Annotated in this window: 18 protein-coding genes; 3 read left to right on the forward strand and 15 right to left on the reverse strand. The window is 31.0% G+C overall.

Annotated features, from left to right (window positions below; all coding sequences use genetic code 11):
- Window positions 1-649: 649 nt before the first annotated feature.
- Complete coding sequence (locus tag GYM73_RS01055; RefSeq protein ID WP_220233858.1) at window positions 650-1,468, reverse strand: hypothetical protein; 819 nt, start codon at window positions 1,466-1,468, stop codon at window positions 650-652.
- A 38-nt stretch (window positions 1,469-1,506) separates the two neighbouring features.
- Between GYM73_RS01055 and GYM73_RS01060 the strand changes: the two genes are divergently transcribed.
- Entirely contained in the window at window positions 1,507-1,869 is a 363-nt protein-coding gene (locus tag GYM73_RS01060) for a YraN family protein (protein ID WP_220233859.1), read from the forward strand.
- On the opposite strand, the gene GYM73_RS01065 is transcribed toward GYM73_RS01060, so the two are convergent.
- The 6 genes from GYM73_RS01065 to GYM73_RS01090 form a co-directional block, all read right to left on the reverse strand.
- Window positions 1,864-2,559, reverse strand: coding sequence for a tRNA1(Val) (adenine(37)-N6)-methyltransferase (locus tag GYM73_RS01065; RefSeq protein ID WP_220233860.1), 696 nt, complete (start codon window positions 2,557-2,559; stop codon window positions 1,864-1,866). The genes GYM73_RS01060 and GYM73_RS01065 overlap by 6 nt on opposite strands.
- Window positions 2,552-3,964 (reverse strand): HAMP domain-containing sensor histidine kinase, encoded by a 1,413-nt coding sequence (locus GYM73_RS01070; protein WP_220233861.1) that lies wholly within the window; start codon window positions 3,962-3,964, stop codon window positions 2,552-2,554. Before GYM73_RS01070 ends, GYM73_RS01065 begins: the two co-directional genes overlap by 8 nt.
- Window positions 3,965-4,016: 52 nt before the next feature.
- Window positions 4,017-5,399 carry a hypothetical protein gene (locus GYM73_RS01075; RefSeq protein ID WP_220233862.1) on the reverse strand — a complete coding sequence of 461 codons (1,383 nt, stop codon included), beginning with the start codon at window positions 5,397-5,399 and terminating at the stop codon, window positions 4,017-4,019.
- A 21-nt stretch (window positions 5,400-5,420) separates the two neighbouring features.
- Window positions 5,421-6,572, reverse strand: coding sequence for an ATP-binding cassette domain-containing protein (locus GYM73_RS01080; protein WP_220233863.1), 1,152 nt, complete (start codon window positions 6,570-6,572; stop codon window positions 5,421-5,423).
- A 341-nt stretch (window positions 6,573-6,913) separates the two neighbouring features.
- Window positions 6,914-7,333: an SH3 domain-containing protein gene (locus GYM73_RS01085; RefSeq protein WP_105297141.1), complete on the reverse strand. Its 420-nt coding sequence runs from the start codon at window positions 7,331-7,333 to the stop codon at window positions 6,914-6,916.
- 4 nt (window positions 7,334-7,337) lie between these two features.
- Window positions 7,338-7,817 carry a BON domain-containing protein gene (locus GYM73_RS01090; RefSeq protein ID WP_220233864.1) on the reverse strand — a complete coding sequence of 160 codons (480 nt, stop codon included), beginning with the start codon at window positions 7,815-7,817 and terminating at the stop codon, window positions 7,338-7,340.
- Between the two features lie 218 nt (window positions 7,818-8,035).
- Between GYM73_RS01090 and GYM73_RS01095 the strand changes: the two genes are divergently transcribed.
- The gene (locus GYM73_RS01095) at window positions 8,036-8,935 is read left to right on the forward strand and encodes a LysR family transcriptional regulator (protein ID WP_220233865.1); all 900 of its coding nucleotides are present in this window, start codon (window positions 8,036-8,038) and stop codon (window positions 8,933-8,935) included.
- Between the two features lie 53 nt (window positions 8,936-8,988).
- The gene (locus GYM73_RS01100) at window positions 8,989-9,975 is read left to right on the forward strand and encodes a YeiH family protein (protein ID WP_220233866.1); all 987 of its coding nucleotides are present in this window, start codon (window positions 8,989-8,991) and stop codon (window positions 9,973-9,975) included.
- On the opposite strand, the gene argH is transcribed toward GYM73_RS01100, so the two are convergent.
- The 8 genes from argH to argG all read right to left on the reverse strand — a co-directional run bounded on the left by argH (window position 9,972) and on the right by argG (window position 18,611).
- Window positions 9,972-11,258, reverse strand: coding sequence for an argininosuccinate lyase (argH, locus tag GYM73_RS01105; RefSeq protein WP_220233867.1), 1,287 nt, complete (start codon window positions 11,256-11,258; stop codon window positions 9,972-9,974). The genes GYM73_RS01100 and argH overlap by 4 nt on opposite strands.
- 30 nt (window positions 11,259-11,288) lie before the next feature.
- Entirely contained in the window at window positions 11,289-12,365 is a 1,077-nt protein-coding gene (locus tag GYM73_RS01110; protein ID WP_220233868.1) for a M20 family metallo-hydrolase, read from the reverse strand.
- A 9-nt stretch (window positions 12,366-12,374) separates the two neighbouring features.
- Window positions 12,375-13,157, reverse strand: coding sequence for an acetylglutamate kinase (argB, locus tag GYM73_RS01115; protein WP_220233869.1), 783 nt, complete (start codon window positions 13,155-13,157; stop codon window positions 12,375-12,377).
- A gap of 73 nt (window positions 13,158-13,230) precedes the next feature.
- Window positions 13,231-14,181, reverse strand: a complete 951-nt coding sequence (locus tag GYM73_RS01120) for an N-acetylornithine carbamoyltransferase (protein WP_220233870.1) — start codon at window positions 14,179-14,181, stop codon at window positions 13,231-13,233.
- 22 nt (window positions 14,182-14,203) lie between these two features.
- Window positions 14,204-15,328, reverse strand: coding sequence for an aspartate aminotransferase family protein (locus GYM73_RS01125; RefSeq protein WP_220233871.1), 1,125 nt, complete (start codon window positions 15,326-15,328; stop codon window positions 14,204-14,206).
- A gap of 64 nt (window positions 15,329-15,392) precedes the next feature.
- The gene (gene proC / locus GYM73_RS01130) at window positions 15,393-16,187 is read right to left on the reverse strand and encodes a pyrroline-5-carboxylate reductase (RefSeq protein ID WP_160568511.1); all 795 of its coding nucleotides are present in this window, start codon (window positions 16,185-16,187) and stop codon (window positions 15,393-15,395) included.
- Between the two features lie 190 nt (window positions 16,188-16,377).
- Complete coding sequence (gene argC / locus GYM73_RS01135) at window positions 16,378-17,358, reverse strand: N-acetyl-gamma-glutamyl-phosphate reductase (RefSeq protein WP_220233872.1); 981 nt, start codon at window positions 17,356-17,358, stop codon at window positions 16,378-16,380.
- A gap of 65 nt (window positions 17,359-17,423) precedes the next feature.
- Window positions 17,424-18,611, reverse strand: coding sequence for an argininosuccinate synthase (gene argG, locus GYM73_RS01140; RefSeq protein ID WP_220233873.1), 1,188 nt, complete (start codon window positions 18,609-18,611; stop codon window positions 17,424-17,426).
- Between the last annotated feature and the right edge of the window lie 13 nt (window positions 18,612-18,624).

The raw sequence follows: 18,624 nt of genomic DNA on the forward strand, positions 1-18,624 counted from the left end.
ACAATAAAATCTGACCTAGAATGCCCTTATTGTGGGAGTAGTAATATTTACGTTCATACAAAAAAAACAATTTGGATGGGGAAGAGGATGTATTTAAGCTCTTACCTTTTGGCCATTAATATTTTTAGGTTTTACTAAAGGCGGTAAAGTGGAAAAAATATGTTTAGATTGTAATAAAAAATTCTAAAAACTATTATGTAGATATTTAATTAATAAAGGGAACATATAGTCATGTTTCCTAGCATCAACTAATTTTGATAGTGAATGACAAAAGGACGCATTTTGTGGTAAATTTTTAATCTACTCGTTCATTTTTCTAACTTATTTATTAATTATTATATTTAATCTTAAATACTAAAAATTTTGCCTATATATCCAGCTTTGAATATACTTGTAAAAACCATTAAAAATTCATTATCTGGGACTCATTTTTCAATAGCTCTAGGTTTTAAGATTAGTTAATAAGGTACTATAAAATGCAAAAAGCTACATTATAAATGTAGCTCATAGGTAATTATATAATCATTTTTAGTGTTAGTTAATGCAATAGATTTGAGAATAATAATTTATTGTTTATTACTTTCAATAATAAATTTTAATTGTATTAAGATTTAAAAGTTTGTGTATTTTTTTAAGGGTAAAATTTGACTTATTTAGCAACTATATAATTGATAATTATTTCTTCTGTGTTATTAAGAATAATTTTTGTAGGATAATCAGGATGTAAGTCTTTATTATATTCATAATTATAAACAGTCCCCTTATTATCACCGGTAATATTATTAACTAGATTGTAAGTGAATGGAAAATTTCCTTCGAATGCTGCAAATAACCAATGAGGAGTTTTTACGTTGTTCATCAAGCCTTTTAAGATATCATAAGTATAAATAGTAGTATCAAATTGAATTAAATTTCCGTATATGTCGTATTTGAAAAGATGGGTTTGTACGTCTTTTGGATCTTCTATTTTTAGTAATTTATCGCCCGAAACAGTTAAGGTTCTTGTATAAGGTTCAATTTCAGGATATCCGTGAAGAGGATTTGTTTTAAAACTTCTATGCTCAAGTATAATACCGGGTTCGGTATATTCATAAGAATACAAATTAGTTCCTCCGGCATTTTCGGTAGTAACGGTATAAACTTTACCATTACTTTCATTATAAGAGATCATATGAATATTAGTTATCGAATCTGAGATAGACGATTTAATATTTATTAATCTATTCAAATTATCGTATTGCATAGAAGTAGTTACAGTTACTTTGTTCCCCGTATTTTTATCTATTTCAGTTTTTATATATTCTGAAGGTAATAAGCCTTTGTGGTTATCAAATTCATGATTAGGATAGGGTTCAAAATTTTCGTCTCCACAGGAGAAAAAAATAAAGAAACTAAAAAAACTAAAAAATAATAGGGTCATATTCCTCATACAGGATTTTTTTTCAAATATAGTATATTTGTATTTCATATAAATATAATTTTAATCAATAAACTAAAAAATATAGTGTGGCTTATCATAATGAATTTGGAAAAGAAGCAGAAATGAAAGCATTTTATTATCTTTTAGATATAGGATATGAAATATTAGATAGAAATTGGAAATATGATAAGGCAGAAATTGATATTATTGCTAAAAATAGTTCCGAGTTGGTAATAGTTGAAGTTAAGGCTAGAAACTATACAACTATCATTGATCCTATAGAGGCGGTAACCAGATCAAAAAGAAAATTATTGATTAAAGCAGCAAATGAATATGTCTTTTGTAAGGAAATAGATGCCAATGTAAGGTTTGATATTATTTCCATCATAAAAAAAGATTATAGATGGCAAATTGAACATATAAAAGATGCCTTTTCTATGATATTATAAATAGAACTCTGATGTTAATTTTTTATATTCTTCCGACCAAATACGACTTTTTTCTTCGATAACAAAGTTTTCAATTATAGGATTTTTATCGTCTCTGCTAAGTTCAAGAAAAATTCTTTTAATTTTTCCATTTCTTATTCCTGAAATATATATAATGCGATTGGGAAATAAATTATATCTATTAGATAGTTCAAGTATTTCTTTTTCATTTTCAATAGGAAAAATGTATCCGATTTTTCCGTTTTGAGATAGTAATGATGCCGATTTTTTAATAAGAAGATGATAGTTAAGTTTTATTTGTTGCCTGGCGACAGGGTGTTTACGATGTAATACTTCCGAAATTTTAAAATAAGGAGGGTTACAAATAATATAATCAAATAATATATCACTAAAGAAACGGTCTAAATCGCAATGGATACCTATGATCCTTTGAGAAAAAGGAGAATTTTTAAAATTTTCCAAGGCCAAAGAATACGCATTGTATTCAGAATCCATGGCTGTAATATGAGAAGTGGGATTTCTTTGTGCGCACATTAACGAAAGAATCCCTGTACCGGTACCAATATCAAGAATACGAGAGGCATTATGTACATTAGCAAAACAACCCAATAATACACTATCCGTGCCTACTTTAAATACAGAATTATTTTGAATTATATTAAATTTTTTAAACTTAAAAATATTATTCACCTTTAGGAATTTCAAATTTGAAAATAGTTCCTTTCCCTTCTTCAGACATAAAGGTTATAGACCCATTATATTCTTCTATAAGTTTTTTTATGATAGCTAAACCTAAACCACTTCCACTGGTTTTAGTTGAAAATTGAGGAGTAAAAATTTTGCTTTTTATTTCTTCCGGAATTCCATTTCCGTTATCAATAACAGAAAAATAAACCATTCGTATGTCTTGTCTGATTTTTACAATAATATGGGGAGTTCTTTCTTCCGGTATCGATTGAAAAGCGTTTTTTATTAAATTGGTTAATATACGGTTCAATAAATTAGGATCGATATTTAAAATGACCAATTCATCAAGTGTATCCAGTGAAATTTGTTGAGATGGAAATATTTCTAACGAAATTTTAGCAACTTCAATTACGTTTAACTTTTCATCCTTTTTTACAGGCATTTTTGCAAAGTCCGAAAATGCGCCGGCAATCGAGGCAATAGTATCTATTTGTTGTATTAATGAACGGGTTAATGAATCTAACTTTTCATGAATTTGTGGATCTTCAGGATTAAATCTTAATTGAAAACTTTGAATTTCGAGCCGCATAGGGGTAAGCGGATTTTTGATTTCGTGAGCCACCTGTCTCGCCATTTCCTGCCAAGCATTATCTTTTTCTTTTTTAACCAGTGCATCAGTTTGCTCTCTAAATTTATTCAGCATAATATTGTAAGCTTTAACCAATGGACTCACTTCGTCAATATAATTATATAAAAGGGGTCTATTATGAGTAAGTGCGCCGGTATCCCTAAGCCGATAAGCAATATCTTTAATTTTTCTGGTTAAAGTAAGTGAAAAGAACCATGAAAAAATACCACTTACAATTAATACGATAAGCATGATAACTAAATATCTATATAATAAGGAATAAAAATCTTTTTTTAGAAATGCTTCATCATGTAAAAAAGGAAAATTTATAATTGTAATAGGTTGATAATCATTGTTGTAAATGTATCTGTATACGGACGTAAAACTTTCTTCTGAATTGGGAAGCTTGTTTATAACCTCTATACGGTCGTTATTTACATTCAGGTTTTTTAAGATTTCTTTAGGAACAAATTCAGTCTTTGGATTGGGTAATTTATTCCCTAAAATATATTTTCCATCCAGAGAATAAAAATTTATATCGATATTATTAATATCTGAAATTTCATAAATTTTATTGCCAATTTTATTTTTAACCTCTTCCGGTTTTGTATTCCGATTGGAAATGAGATAATCGAAAGTTTCTATAATTAATTGTTCCTTTCTTTCTAGCCTTTTATTGTTATATTCCTCTGCAATTCTTATATATTGATAAAAAGTTATCAATCCCATAGCAAATATAGTGCTGACCTCAACAAGGATCATCACTAAAAAAATTCGCAAGGATAATGGGAATCTTTTGTACATTTAAAATAAAAAATAGGGTTAATTTTATCTATTCTTCAGGTAAAGCTTTCCAGTTTTTTATTATTTTAGCTACAAAGAATAAAATGATACCTACAAATATAAGATTAATCCAAAAAAAGACGATAGAATGATTAAAAAAGTAAAGATATATAGTACTAATAAAATGGTTCAGATTTTCACTATAAACGGTTTCATTCATTATTATCATAAACGTTGTAAAATAAAGTATAGGCATATAGGGTAGTATCCATAAAATTAAATTTATCAGTACAATTGATTTATTCTTTGCGCTTTTTTTATAGAGTTTAAGTACAACATAAATGCTCATAAATAAGAGTATCAATGTCCAATAAATGGTTATTAAATAAGTGATATTATACTCATTAATTTCAAAAGAAAATAGATGGAATAAAACCGAAATAATTCCGTTAATAAAAATTAGTAATCCAAATGTTATAAATGCGATTAACCAGGCTTTTCCACTTGTTGTACGAAAAGATAATATTGCAATAGATAAACTTAAAGCAATATATAAAATGATTAAAATAAACTCATTGGAAAAATTACCATTATTATATGCGTCAAACATTTTTTGATAAGCATAATCGAGTTTTTTAAATTCCACGTAATTTTTTATGTTATCATCATTTTGATTTTTTGTATTGCTAATATAATTTGATTGAGTAACAATATAATTGGGTGGATTATAAACTAATTTCATCCAACTGTTTACAGTAAGATTTGTAGAAAGACTATGTTTTTTTTGAAGATCTAAATATTCCCTAATTAAATTTCTTATGCTATCCTTTTGTTCGGTAATTAACCAATTTTTAACCTGCTCAATCTCCTTATTATATGGATAAAAATTAAGAAGAGATAAGTGCATGGGAGTTGAATCAGGATCTTTTTCTAAAGAATCAATAGTTTTCTCGATAGGATTGAATTGATAATAATTATACGAATCAGGTATTAATATTTGAATTTGATTCAATATTTTTTTAGCTTCATAGATTTGTTGTTTTGAAGCAAAGGCTCTTTCCTTATATGTAATACCCTGATAATAACTGTAAGGATATAATTGATTGCCGATGAGTAAGATAAAAGTCAATAGCCATTCCACATATAGAGCATTGGATTGTTTGGGGTAAAAGGACTTAAAGCCATTATTCTTTAAATAAAATACTAACCATATAATGAGAATTAATAAACTAGCTAAAACTGAAATAAGATAGATGACAGTGGTGCTATTTAAATCATAATCCGTTTCATAAAAATTAATAGCTCCGGAAAAATAACCCGTAATAAAGAAAAAAATATTAATAAATAGAACTGTTATACCCATCGGAACAAATTTTGTATTCCATAAAATAGGGTAATTTTCTAGCAAACGTTTTTGTGTTTTTGTAAACATGATCACGGATTTTTAAAAGAATTAAATAAAAAATCTACGAGTTGAATCAGATATATTTCTAAAATACTTAATGGGTATCTGATCCTCAATACAAAGAGTTAAAAAATTATTCACCGACGTAGTATCAGGAAAATGCGCAATATAAGAACCTCCATTATATTGTAATTTTAGTAAAGAGATTTTAGATAAAGAAGCATAGAGTTTTTCCTGAGGCCATTCCGATTCAAACTCAATAATCAATTCAGGCAATTCTTTTTTATCAGAACTCTCACTTTTTATATTTTTTTGTTCCCCATGTTTTAAGAATAGCACTTGATCGGAATTTTTTTCCACTTCATACAATTGCTGAGAGCTTACAACGATACCCAAAGGTCTGAATGGAGATTTTGCTATTGCTTTAAAATCTTCCAATACCGTTTGTTGAGAAAGAATATCTAAATTAGCTAAAGGCTCATCAATCAGTAAAAGTTTAGGTTTTCTAAGTAACATTCGGGCTAATTCAAACCTCATTTTATATCCTGAAGAAAGATTAGCCCAATTCATTTTCCGATAGTTTCGCAATCCCATTCTGGAAGTAATCAAATCAACCATTAATTCGTTTTCTTCTCCCTTAATATTATAAGAAGATGCAGTAAATTGAAGATTATCTAATATAGAACCGTACCATATATTCGGCCTTTGAGGAATATAAATCAACTTAGTTCTTAACTCATATCGATCTTTAAAATCCAGCGTATAAGATATATTTCCTTCAGTCACTTCCAATTCTCCACATAAAAGTCTAAGCAAAGAAGTTTTACCATTTCCATTTTCTCCCACTAAACCAATAATTTCTCCTTCGGAAATTTTTAAGCTTATAGGACCTAAAGAAAAAGCAGATTTACTGTATGATTTTTTAACTTTTTCGGCTTCAAGAAGTTTTTTCGGTTCTGGAATTTCTTTTTTAGAAAGAAATTGATAAAGTTCATTTAAGATGACAGAATATTTTTCCTTTTTTCCTTTTTCATTGGATTCATTATAATCAACCCATTGAAGTAAATCACTTGTTTTCTTATAAAAAGATACCTCTTCCGTATCTAACGTTAAGTCAATAATTCTCTTTAAAACTAAAGAATAATCATCAAACTGTAAATAATGTATAATATCTTGAAATTGCTTTTCGAATAAATTCATTTAATATATCGGTATTAAAATAATACTAGTTCTCTGTTGATCAAAATTCAAAGGCAATAGTAAATAAAAAATAAAATTATACACAAAAAAATAAAAACAGTTTAAATAAAAATATTAGATAAGATACTAGCAAAAATCAATCCTAAGAATCTATAATTCTATCTAAATTTTAATAGATGCAACAGTAAACAAAAAATTTAAATGTTTTTTAAAAAGTCATAGTATCAACAGGTCAAGCAATCTTAAAAAAATATCAATGTGATTCCGGTATATTTGATTAGATAAAAAAAGGGCAAGAAAATTAATTCAAGCCCCTCAAAAAATATTTAAGTATAATAATTTTATATAGCTGTTAAATATTCAGTATTACAATATCCTTCGGTTCCATCTTCAGATCGTATTAAATACCAATCGTCATTATATTTGCTCAGAAAAGTTACCGTAGATTGATGTGCAGCTTTTCCTAAAATAGGTTGATCCGTACCCGGTCCTTTTCTAATATTTAAATTAGAACTTTGAGTGGTTACTTTATATTTAGAAGAAGGTGCATTGGGTGATACATTAATATTTAAAATTAAATCAGCGGATCTGAAATCAGGATCAATTTTATTATAAGCAGCCCACAACTGATCTTTAGACTCTCCATTCGGAACCTCTCCATCAATATAAAGAACATTATTTTGTTCTTTAACAGAAAGATTTGTTGTTCCCAGACTTTTCGCCTTATTTATTAAATCTGCGTATTTATCTTGTAAAGCCATACTTCTATTTTAGTAATAATTTTTGTTCAATTTTTTTAGGTTGGAGCGTGTTAATTGCTTGCATAAGTCGAGGCAATTCGCTTCTATTTAATTCACCGTTAAGAGTTACCACACCATCATTTATTTCCGCTGTAACACCGGTATACCCTTTTAAAATATCATTTACTTTAGATTTTAATACGGAATCCACAGAAACCACTACATCACCTGATTCTGATTTAACCGTTGCATTATCTTCAACAGATTTTATACCCGGTATTGCTTTAACAGCATTTTCAGTTGATTGTTTAACGTCATTATCGTTATACTCTCCGGTAAGTGTAGCCACCCCTTTTTTAACATCAATAGTAATTCCTTCAGGAATAACGGATTTTGCCTTGGTAACTAAATCTGAATCTTTAGGCTCATTTTTGCATGATGTCAAAGAAAAGCTCAGCGTACCCATTAATGCAAAAGCCCATAAAATTTTTTTTAATTGTTTCATAATTTGGTTTTTTAGGTCTATTTAAAATTAACATTGTTTAATACCCATCCAAAACAAAAATTATTCCATATATATACATTTACACTTGTGTTGAAAAACAGGATCGAAGGATAAAAGTTAATTTGAATAGGTTCATATCTTTTTCAATAAATCAATAATTATATGATTTAATAAAATATTTATAGTAATTTACTTAGCAAGAAATAATAAAAATTATAATGTCTGATTTCCGATTGAAAATATTTAATGCTGTAGCTAAAAATTTAAGTTTTACCAAAGCTGCCGAAGAATTATACATTTCACAACCTGCTGTGACTAAAAATATAAAGGAGTTGGAATCAGAATATGATTTAACCCTATTTCTTCGAAAAGGAAATAAAATAGAGCTTACCGATGCCGGTAAAATATTATTGATCCATTCAGAAAAAATCATGAATATTTATAAACAAATACAATATGATTTTGATTTACTGAAAGATAATTTTTCAGGAACTTTTCAACTAGGAGCAAGTACTACTTTAGGCCAATATTTACTTCCGGCCTTGATGTCTCAATTTCATTCCAAACATCCGAAAATTAAAATGTCTCTTATAACCGCAAATACAGAAGAAATTGAAAAATATCTGATTGAGAAAAAAATAGAATTAGGAATGGTTGAAGGCAAACCCAAAAATAAGCAACTTAAATACCTTCCATTTTTAAAAGATGAAATTGTTGCCATTGCACACACCTCACAGGAAATTTCAAAAAAAGAAATTTTGACTTTAGATGAATTACAAAAAGTACCCCTAGTTTTGAGAGAATTAGGCTCAGGAAGTTTGGATATTATACGAGATGCTTTTCAAGCTGTCAATATACAGCTTAAAGATCTGAACATTGCTATGCATTTAGGAAGTACAGAAGGCATCAAGTCCTACCTTACCCATACCAACAGTATAGGTTTTATATCCATTGCAGCAGTAACTAAAGATATAAAAAAAGGAGAATTTCAAGTAATTGATATAGAAGGAATAGATATAAAACGCTGGTTTTATTTTGTTTATAAGCAAGGAGTTCCCGAAGGAAATTCAGATCTTTTTATAAAATTTGCTACTTCACATTATAACCCATCGTTATAAGGAATAACATTTTTTCATTGGCAGATTTGTATTCAGTAAAGGATATTTGTACAATGAATCAAGCAACAACCAAGAAAAAATTAGTCTCCAATGATCGGGTAAAAAAAATAATTTTTATTCTTTTAGGTTTACTTTGCCTGGTTGTATCTATAGAAACCCCTCTAGCATTATTGTTGGGAATGTTATTTTCCTTTAGTTTAGGTAATCCTTATCCCGCCTTTACTAAAAAAATAACGCGCTATCTTCTTCAACTTTCTGTTATAGGATTGGGATTTGGGATGAATTTAAATACAGCAATTCAAGTTGGTAAAGAAGGATTGTTATTAACGGTTGGATCAATTTTTCTTACCTTATTCTTGGGAATATTGATAGGAAAATTTTTTAAAATTGATAGGAAAATAACCTTGTTGATATCATCAGGAACTGCTATATGTGGAGGAAGTGCTATAGCTGCCGTTGTCCCGCTTATCCATGCAGATGAAGAAGAAACCAGCCTGTCTTTAGCCACTATTTTTATTTTAAATTCCATTGCTTTATTTATATTTCCGGCAATAGGACATCTAATACATCTTTCACAAGAACAATTTGGATATTGGTCTGCATTGGCTATACATGATACAAGTTCTGTTGTTGGCGCTGCACAGCACTATGGTTCAAGAGCCTTAGAAATTGCGACGATGGTTAAGCTGGAAAGAGCCTTATGGATAATTCCCTTATCTTTTCTGATTATATTGACTTTTAAAGAAGATAAGGAAATTATACATAAGAAAATAAAACTACCTTACTTTATATTTTTATTTATTGCGGCCATGATAAGTAATACCTATTTACCCCAATACTTTCCTGTATTTAGCACTTTCGATCATGGGTTGGTTATGGCAGCTAAACGAGGACTAACCGTAACCTTATTTTTAATAGGAGCAGGATTAAGTTTGCAAACCTTAAAAAAAATTGGTATAAAACCTTTACTTTTGGGCGTTATCTTATGGACAAGTGTATCTTTTTTAACTTTGATTTTACTCGTATATAGGATGTATTAATCCATCCAATAATCATCCATTTTCTTTTTAATTTCCTCTAAACACAAATTGTTTATGCTTCCTTCATGCGTATGAGTAGTTTTTTTAGGAGATTGAAACGTTCCCTGTTCCACCTTTTGACCGATCATTTTATATGCATCACGAAACGGAACTCCCTCAGCTACCAATTCATTAAGAGCATCTACGGTAAATAAATAATCGTATTTAGGATCATCGAGTATATTTTTATTAACTTGTATATCTTGAAGGGAATAATGAGCCATTTCTAAACATGCCTTACAATTTTGTATTCCCGGAATAATTCCTTCTTTTAATAACTGTAAATCTCTATGATATCCACTAGGAAGATTATTGGTTATCAAAGTCAACTCATAAGGCAAAGCTTGTATTTTATTGCATTTTCCTCGTATCAATTCAAAAACATCGGGATTTTTTTTATGAGGCATAATGCTGGAACCCGTTGTCAAATGGGTGGGAAGTGAAAGAAAGTTAAAATTTTGACTTAAATATAAAGTTACATCCATTGCTAACTTGGATAAAGTACCGGCCAAGCTGCTAAGAGCATATGCCGTGCTTTTTTCCGATTTACCTCGACTCATTTGTGCGGCAACGGAATTAAATTTTAATGTTTTAAAATCCAATTCTCGAGTAGTAAACGTTCGATCTATAGGAAAAGAACTACCATATCCCGCTGCTGATCCTAAAGGATTTTGATCGACTATTTTTAAAGCTGCATTAAGTAAAATTACATCATCAATCAAACTTTCAGCATATGCAGAAAACCACATTCCGAAGGAAGAGGGCATAGCTATTTGAAAATGCGTATATCCGGGCAATAAAATGTTTTTATTTTTTTCTGCAAGAATCAGTAGAAGATCAAAAAGTTTACGACTTTGATCTTTAATCACTTTTAATTCATCTTTCAGATATAAGTTCATATCAACTAAAACCTGATCATTGCGGGAACGAGCCGTATGAATCTTTTTACCGGCATCTCCCACTTTTTCAGTTAGTAAAAATTCTATTTTAGAATGAACATCTTCAAAATTTTCTTCAATTTTAAACGTATGATTTTCAATATCTGTGAGAATTTCATTTAATGCTTGAAGTAAATCTTTTTTTTCATTTTCCGTAATAAGCCCTACTTGATACAACATTTTAGTTTGAGCTAACGAACCTAACACGTCATATTTAGCTAAAACAATATCTAATTCTCGATCATTACCTACGGTAAATAAATCGATTCTCTGATCAGTCGGTATACCTTTTTCCCAAAGCTTCATTTTTTAAAATTTAATAGTTTCAATTATCTTTTATAAGATCGTTTGATTTAATAATTCTATATACAGAGGAATTGCTTCTACAATTTCCTCCCTAAAAATATATTCATCGGCAGTGTGAGATCGTAAAGAATTTCCCGGCCCCATTTTTAAAGAAGGACATTGTAAGACGGCTTGATCTGAAAGAGTAGGAGACCCATAAGTTTCTCTCCCCAGAGCAATTCCGGATATAACTAACGGATGAGTTTTGGGAATGGAAGAAGATTTAAGTTTCAATGATCGGGGAGTAATTATTACCCTTTCAGATGATAAATTTTTCTTTACTATTGATAGTATTTCTTCGTTTGTATAACAATCATTCACACGGATATCCACCACCAAACGACATTCTTCAGGTACAAGATTGTGTTGTTTACCTGCTTCAATTTGAGAAACCGTCATTTTCATAGGTCCTAAAACTTCTGATATTTTTTCAAATGAGAAATTTTTAAACCATTCAATTACCTCAAAAGCATTATAAATGGAATTATCAGGATTATTATGAGCTGCATGACTGGCAGTTCCTTTTACGAGAACGTCTAAAACAAGCAAGCCTTTTTCAGCAATGGCAAGTTGCATTTGAGTAGGTTCACCTATAATAGCACATTCTAATGGTGGCAAGTGAGCCAACACACTGTTTAGACCTTTTTTTCCACTGTTTTCTTCTTCAGCGGAAGCCACCATAATTAAATTATATTTCATATTCTTATGTAAATAAAAATAAGTAAACGTGGCTAAAAGAGACACCAAACATCCTCCGGCATCATTGGAACCTAAACCGAATATTTTACCCTCTTTTTCAATGACATCAAAAGGATTATGAGTATAGTCTTTGTTAGGAAAAACAGTATCTTGATGAGAATTCAGCAATAAATAAGGTTTGTTTTCATCCACATATTTATTATATGCCCATATATTATTATTCTCTCTTTCATAAGGAATTGAATGATGTCTGAACCAAGCTTCAATCAATAAAGCGGTATGATGTTCTTCTCCGGAAAATGAGGGCGTTGCAATTAATTTTTTTAACAGATCAATTGCTTCATAAGTTAGTTGTTCAATGGTTTTCATAAGACTTAATTATAAGGTAATACAAGTATGAGAATGATTAAAGTTGTTAATTATTTCAGGGTTAGAAATAATAATATTTTTAACTCCCTGTTTCAGCGCTTCAAAACAATTATCAAGTTTTGGGATCATACCCGAGTGAATAATATTATCCTTTTTTAATTGTTGATAGGAACTGTAATCTATCGTTTCAATAATACTATTTTCATCTTCAATATCTTGTAAAACACCCTTTTTATCAAAACAATACAATAAAGTGGTTTCATAAAAAGAGGATAGACCTACAGCCAGAGATTGTGCAATGGAATCAGCATTCGTATTAAGCAGCTGTCCTTTTTTATCGTGGGTAATTGCACAGAATACAGGAATCGTATCGGTGTCGAGTAAAAATTTAATCCATTCGGAGTTAATTTCAATGATATCCCCTACATATCCATAATCATAAGCGCTATTATCTCTCCTTTTCGAAACAATAGAATTTCCATCTGCACCGCTTAGCCCGATAGCAGAAGTTTGTAAACCTTGAAGTTGAGCTACAATTTTTTTATTGCAAAGTCCTGCATACGTCATTATTGCCACATCTAGCATTTCTTCGTTGGTTACTCTTCGTCCTTCAATCATGATCGATTCAACCCCCAATTTACCCGCTAATCTTGTAGCAGCTTTTCCCCCTCCGTGGACTAAAATTTTCGGAGTTTCCAACTTAGAAAAATCTTGTAAAAATTGAGTAAGGACTTTTTGATTATCAATTACATTTCCTCCTATTTTTATAACGGTTAATTTTTTCTTTTCCATATTCAACTTATTGGGTTGTTTGTTAGTAATTAGTTAAATACCTGTTTTTTACCAAAAATCAAATAATTAATATTTATGTGAGCCCTTCCAGAATTCGAGTAAGAATGGTTTGAGCAGAATACGTTCGATTATTTGCTTCAGGTATAACAATCGATGCATCGCTGTCCAATATGTCATCAGTTACAATCATATTTCTTCGTACCGGTAAACAATGCATGAATTTAGCGTGATTTGTCAATTCCATTTGTCTTTTTCCAATGGTCCAATGAGGGTCTTCGTTTAGTATTTTACCATAATCGTTGTAATTACTCCAATTTTTAGCATATATAAAATCAGCATTTATAAATGCTTTTTCTTGATTATATTCAATGGGAACACCTTTGGTAATTTCAAGGTTCAACTCGTATCCTTCCGGATGAGTAATAATAAAATCCACCTCCATTTTTTTCATCATTTTCACGAATGAATTAGAAACAGATTGAGGAAGAGCTTTTGGGTGGGGAGCCCAACTCAACACTACTTTAGGACGTTCCGTTTTTTTGTATTCTTCAATAGTCAACGCATCAGCCAAAGCTTGTAGAGGATGTTCTGTAGCCCCTTCTAAACTGATGATCGGAACGGTGGCGTATTTAACGAAAGAAGAAATGACTGTTTCCGCTTCGTCTTTTACCTTATCTTTTAAAGTAGGAAAGCTTCGAATGGCTATTATATCACAATAAACTGATATAACTTTAGCGGCTTCTTTTATATGTTCGGAAGCAGAACCATCCATTACCGTTCCATCTTCAAATTCTAATGTCCAGCCTTCTGTGTTTAAATTCATAACCATACAATCCATACCCAGATTGCGAGCTGCTTTTTGTGTGCTTAATCGCGTTCTTAAGCTCGGATTAAAAAATAAAAGCCCTAAAATTTTATTTTTTCCCAAAACTTGGTTAGCTAAAGGAGCAGCTTTAATCTTCTTAGCCAAATTTAACATCTCGTTTAGGTCTGTAATATCATCGACAGAAGTATACTTTTTCATTATTTCTTATTTTATAAGGTTGTTAAAGACAAGACTGTAAACTGTCATAAAGCATATCAATTTCATTTTTGGAAATAGATAACGGCGGAAGCACACGCAGTAGATTTTTATTATTGGAATTACCCGTAAAAATCTTTTTTTCATAGATTAATTTTTTACGGAGATCTGCGACTTCGAAATCAAATTCTAATCCCAGCATTAATCCTTTACCCTTAATTTTCTTAATTTGCGATAGAGAAGAAAATTTTTTAATGAAATATTCATATTGTTTTTGAACATTGTTTAAAATTTCTTCATCCTCCATTACTTCTAAAACCGCTAATGCTGCGGCACAAGCGAGATGGTTTCCGCCAAAAGTAGTTCCTAATAATCCAAAAGAAGAAGTAAATTCAGGAGAAATTAAGATCCCTCCGATAGGAAATCCGTTTCCCATCCCTTTCGCTACCGATATAATATCTGCTTTGATTCCATGATATTGATGGGCAAAAAATTTACCGGATCGTCCATATCCACATTGAATTTCATCCAGAATTAGAACTACCTTATTATTTTTACAAACCTTTTCCAATTCCCGAAAAAATTCAGTACTTCCTTCATCCAATCCACCCACACCTTGAATAGCTTCAATAATTACGGAAGATACACCCCCTTTAGCAATCTCTTTTTTAACACTTTCAATGTCGTTTAATTCGCAAAATACCACTTCCTGTTGAGCATTGATAGGAGCAGTAATTTTTGGATTATCGGTCACGGCAACCGCTGCGGAAGTACGCCCGTGGAAACTGTTTTTAAAGGCTAAAACTTTTGATTTTCCGGTATGAAAAGAGGCTAATTTTAAAGCATTTTCATTAGCTTCTGCTCCTGAATTGCAGAGGAATAACGAATAGTCGTGATATCCGCAAATTTGAGGTAGTAAATTACCCAGTTTTTCTTGAACAGGATTAATAATTGAATTGGAATAAAAACCGATGGAATTGATTTGTTCAGTTACATGTTTGATATATGTCGGATGTGAATGACCGATGGAAATAACCCCATGCCCACCATAAAAGTCAAGGTAAGCATCTCCTTTATCATCCCATACGGTACAACCTGATGCTTTAACAGGGGTTACAGAGTAGATAGGATATACATTGAATAGACTCATATTAGTATCCTTTTATAAATTTTTATTATTGTTTTTTTGTGGTGTTCATGTGATACTTTACTATTTATTTCTTAGTCAGCTGATTGATTTTGGTATAGGAAGCTAATAGCCCTTTAATAATGGCTGAGTTAACTCCTTGATGATCCATTTCATTAATTCCGGCTATGGTGCACCCGCCCGGAGTTGTGACCTTATCAATTTCTTGCTCGGGATGACTTTTTTTAGACTCAATTAATTGTGCCGCTCCCATACAAGTTTGAGTAATCATGGATAGGGCTTCTTGCGGTTCCAGTCCCATTTCTATAGCTCCCAACATATGTGCACGAATGATCCTCAGCCAAAAAGCTATACCGCTGGAACAAATAATTGTTGCCGCTTGCATTTGCTCTTCAGGAATTTCTACAGCATGACCCAGTTGATTAAAGATTTCCAACGCGATATTGATTCGATCCTTTCCTTTTTTATTGGAACAAAGACAGGTCATGGATTTATTCACCGATATAGCAGTATTAGGCATGGCCTTAATAATTGGAAAATGATTGCCTATGATTTCTTCTAGTTTACTTAAATCAAATCCGGCAACTACTGATAGTAAAGTATGATGTTCCGTAAATAAATGCCGGCATTCTTGTAAAACATTGGTTAAGACATTAGGCTGAACCGCAAACAGTATAATCTCTGAATTTTTAATTGCCTCTTTATTATCTGATGTAAGAACTATATTTTGTTTATTTTCCAGTTCATGTAAGGTTTTAATATTTCGCTTAGTAATATATAATGATTCAGCAAAATTGCTGTTAATAATTCCTTTTGCGATTGCCAGTCCTAAATTTCCGGCTCCAATAATTGCTATTTTCATATTATAATTTTGTACTAATTATATAATTTTTATTATTCATTAAAATCAGTAATTTATCCTTTTTTTAGTTAACGTCTCTAAAAGAACCATAAGAACTTTCTAAATAAACTAAGGAAACTGATATTGTATTTTTAGTTTTTCTAGTTAATCATATTAAGAGAAAAATAGTGAATTCATAACTCTAATTTTATCAAAATGCCACCGGTTTTAAATGTAAACCTTCCGATTCCTCAAATCCGAAAATAAGGTTCATGTTTTGTACGGCTTGACCCGAAGCACCTTTACTTAAATTATCAATCACCGAAGTAATTAAAAGGGTATCTTTATGTTTTTGTATTTCTAACATACATTTATTTGTGTTGACTACCTGCTTTACAGATAGAGGAGTGTTCGAAACAAAGGTAAACGGATGATCCTGATAGTATTCACGATATAAAGAAAAAGCTTCCTCCTTTGAAATTTCACATTTTAAATATATGCCGGCAAGAATCCCTCGAGTAAAATTACCACGCATGGGTAAAAAATAGAGTTGATGTCGGTTGGTTCCTAACTGATGAATACTTTGTGAAATTTCTGCCTCATGCTGATGACTAAATTCTTTGTAAAAGGAAACATTATTATTTCTCCAACTGAAATGAGCAGTTGCTGAAAGTGATTGCCCCGCACCGGTAGAGCCGGTTACTGCGTGGATATGAATATCTTGGGACAATAAACTTTTCTTTGCTAAGGGAAGTAAAGCTAATTGTATGGCGGTTGCGAAACATCCGGGATTAGCAATATTTTTTGCCTTTTTTATTTCTTCTTTTTGTAATTCGGGAAGACCGTAAATATATGTTCTGTCTTGAAATACATGATGAGGTTTAACCCTGAAATCATTACTTAAATCTATAATTTTTGTGTTTTTAGAATATATATTTTTTGTCAAAAAATCCCTGGATTTACCATGTCCCAAACATAAAAAAACAACATCTGCCTCTTGATCAATGCGATCAGAAAAAATTAAATCGGTTTCTCCTATAAGGTCTTCGTGGACCGTTGTGACAGGGTTTCCTGCATTGGAAGTGCTATAAACGGATGTGAGTTCTATTTTTGGATGATTAATGAGGATTCGCAGTAATTCGCCTGCGGTATATCCTGCCCCTCCCACAATACTGGCTTTTATTTTGTTCATTGGTTTTTTAAACTAAACTATACTTTCAATTTTTATTTACTTTAATTCAAGATAAAGTTCGTAAATTATTCTAAATCATTGAAACTATGATGAATTTTTAATTGATTTCCAAAAATTTTAATGAATCCTCGGGCATCTCTACTGTCCCAAGCTTCATTTTCTTCACCGTAAGTAGCAACTTTTGATTGCATCATATCATAAGGAGATTTTATACCGATCATACGGAAATAATAGGGATACAACTGAATCTTTACGGTTCCGCTAACTCGTTTTTGAGAGGACGTCAGAAACGCTTCAATGTCACGCATTACAGGGTCTAAATACTGAGCTTCATGCAATAAAGTACCATACCAATTGGCCAATGAATCTTTATGTAAGAGTTGCCAACGGGATAAGGTATGTTTTTCCAGCAGATGATGCGCTTTAATCAGTAACATAGGAGCAGGAGCTTCAAAACCTACTCTTCCTTTAATTCCTAAAATGGTATCTCCCACATGTATATCTCTTCCTATGGCGTATTTTCCTCCTATTTCATTCAGTTTTTGAATTAATGCCACCGGATTCATTTTTTCTCCATTTAATCCGATAGGTTCTCCTTTAGAAAATTCAAGTTCAATTATGGAAGGAGTGGTTTCAGAGAGGGGAGTAGGGTAGGCCTCGTCCGGTAAAGGGAGATCAGAGGAAAGTGTTTCAACACCTCCTACAGAAGTTCCCCATATTCCTTTATTGATGGAATATTTTGCTTTTTCCCAATTCATGTTTATTCCGTTTTTTTGTAAGTAGTCAACTTCTTCTTGACGAGAAATATTTTCATCACGAATCGGTGTAATTATTTTTGATTTAGGGGAAATGACTTCAAAGGCTACATCAAATCGAATTTGATCATTACCGGCTCCCGTGCTTCCATGAACTATATATTCCGCATTTATTTTTTTTGCGTATTCCGCTATAGCCAGTGACTGAAATATTCTTTCTGCACTAACTGATAATGGATAGGTATTGTTTTTTAAAATGTTTCCATAAATGAGATAGCGTAAACAATTTCTATAAAATTTTTCAGTAATATCAATGGTTATATGATGATTGGAACCCAGCTCATATGCTCGTTTTTCAATTTGTTTTAATTCTTCTTCAGAAAATCCTCCGCTATTTACTATAACGGTATGTACTTCCATATCGTGTTCTTTAGTTAGTTTAACCAAAGAATAGGAAGTATCTAGTCCTCCACTATATGCTAAAACTGCTTTTTTCATAATCAAGATTTTT

Origin of the sequence: Apibacter sp. ESL0432 (genome assembly GCF_019469225.1) — a bacterium.
Lineage (GTDB): Bacteria > Bacteroidota > Bacteroidia > Flavobacteriales > Weeksellaceae > Apibacter.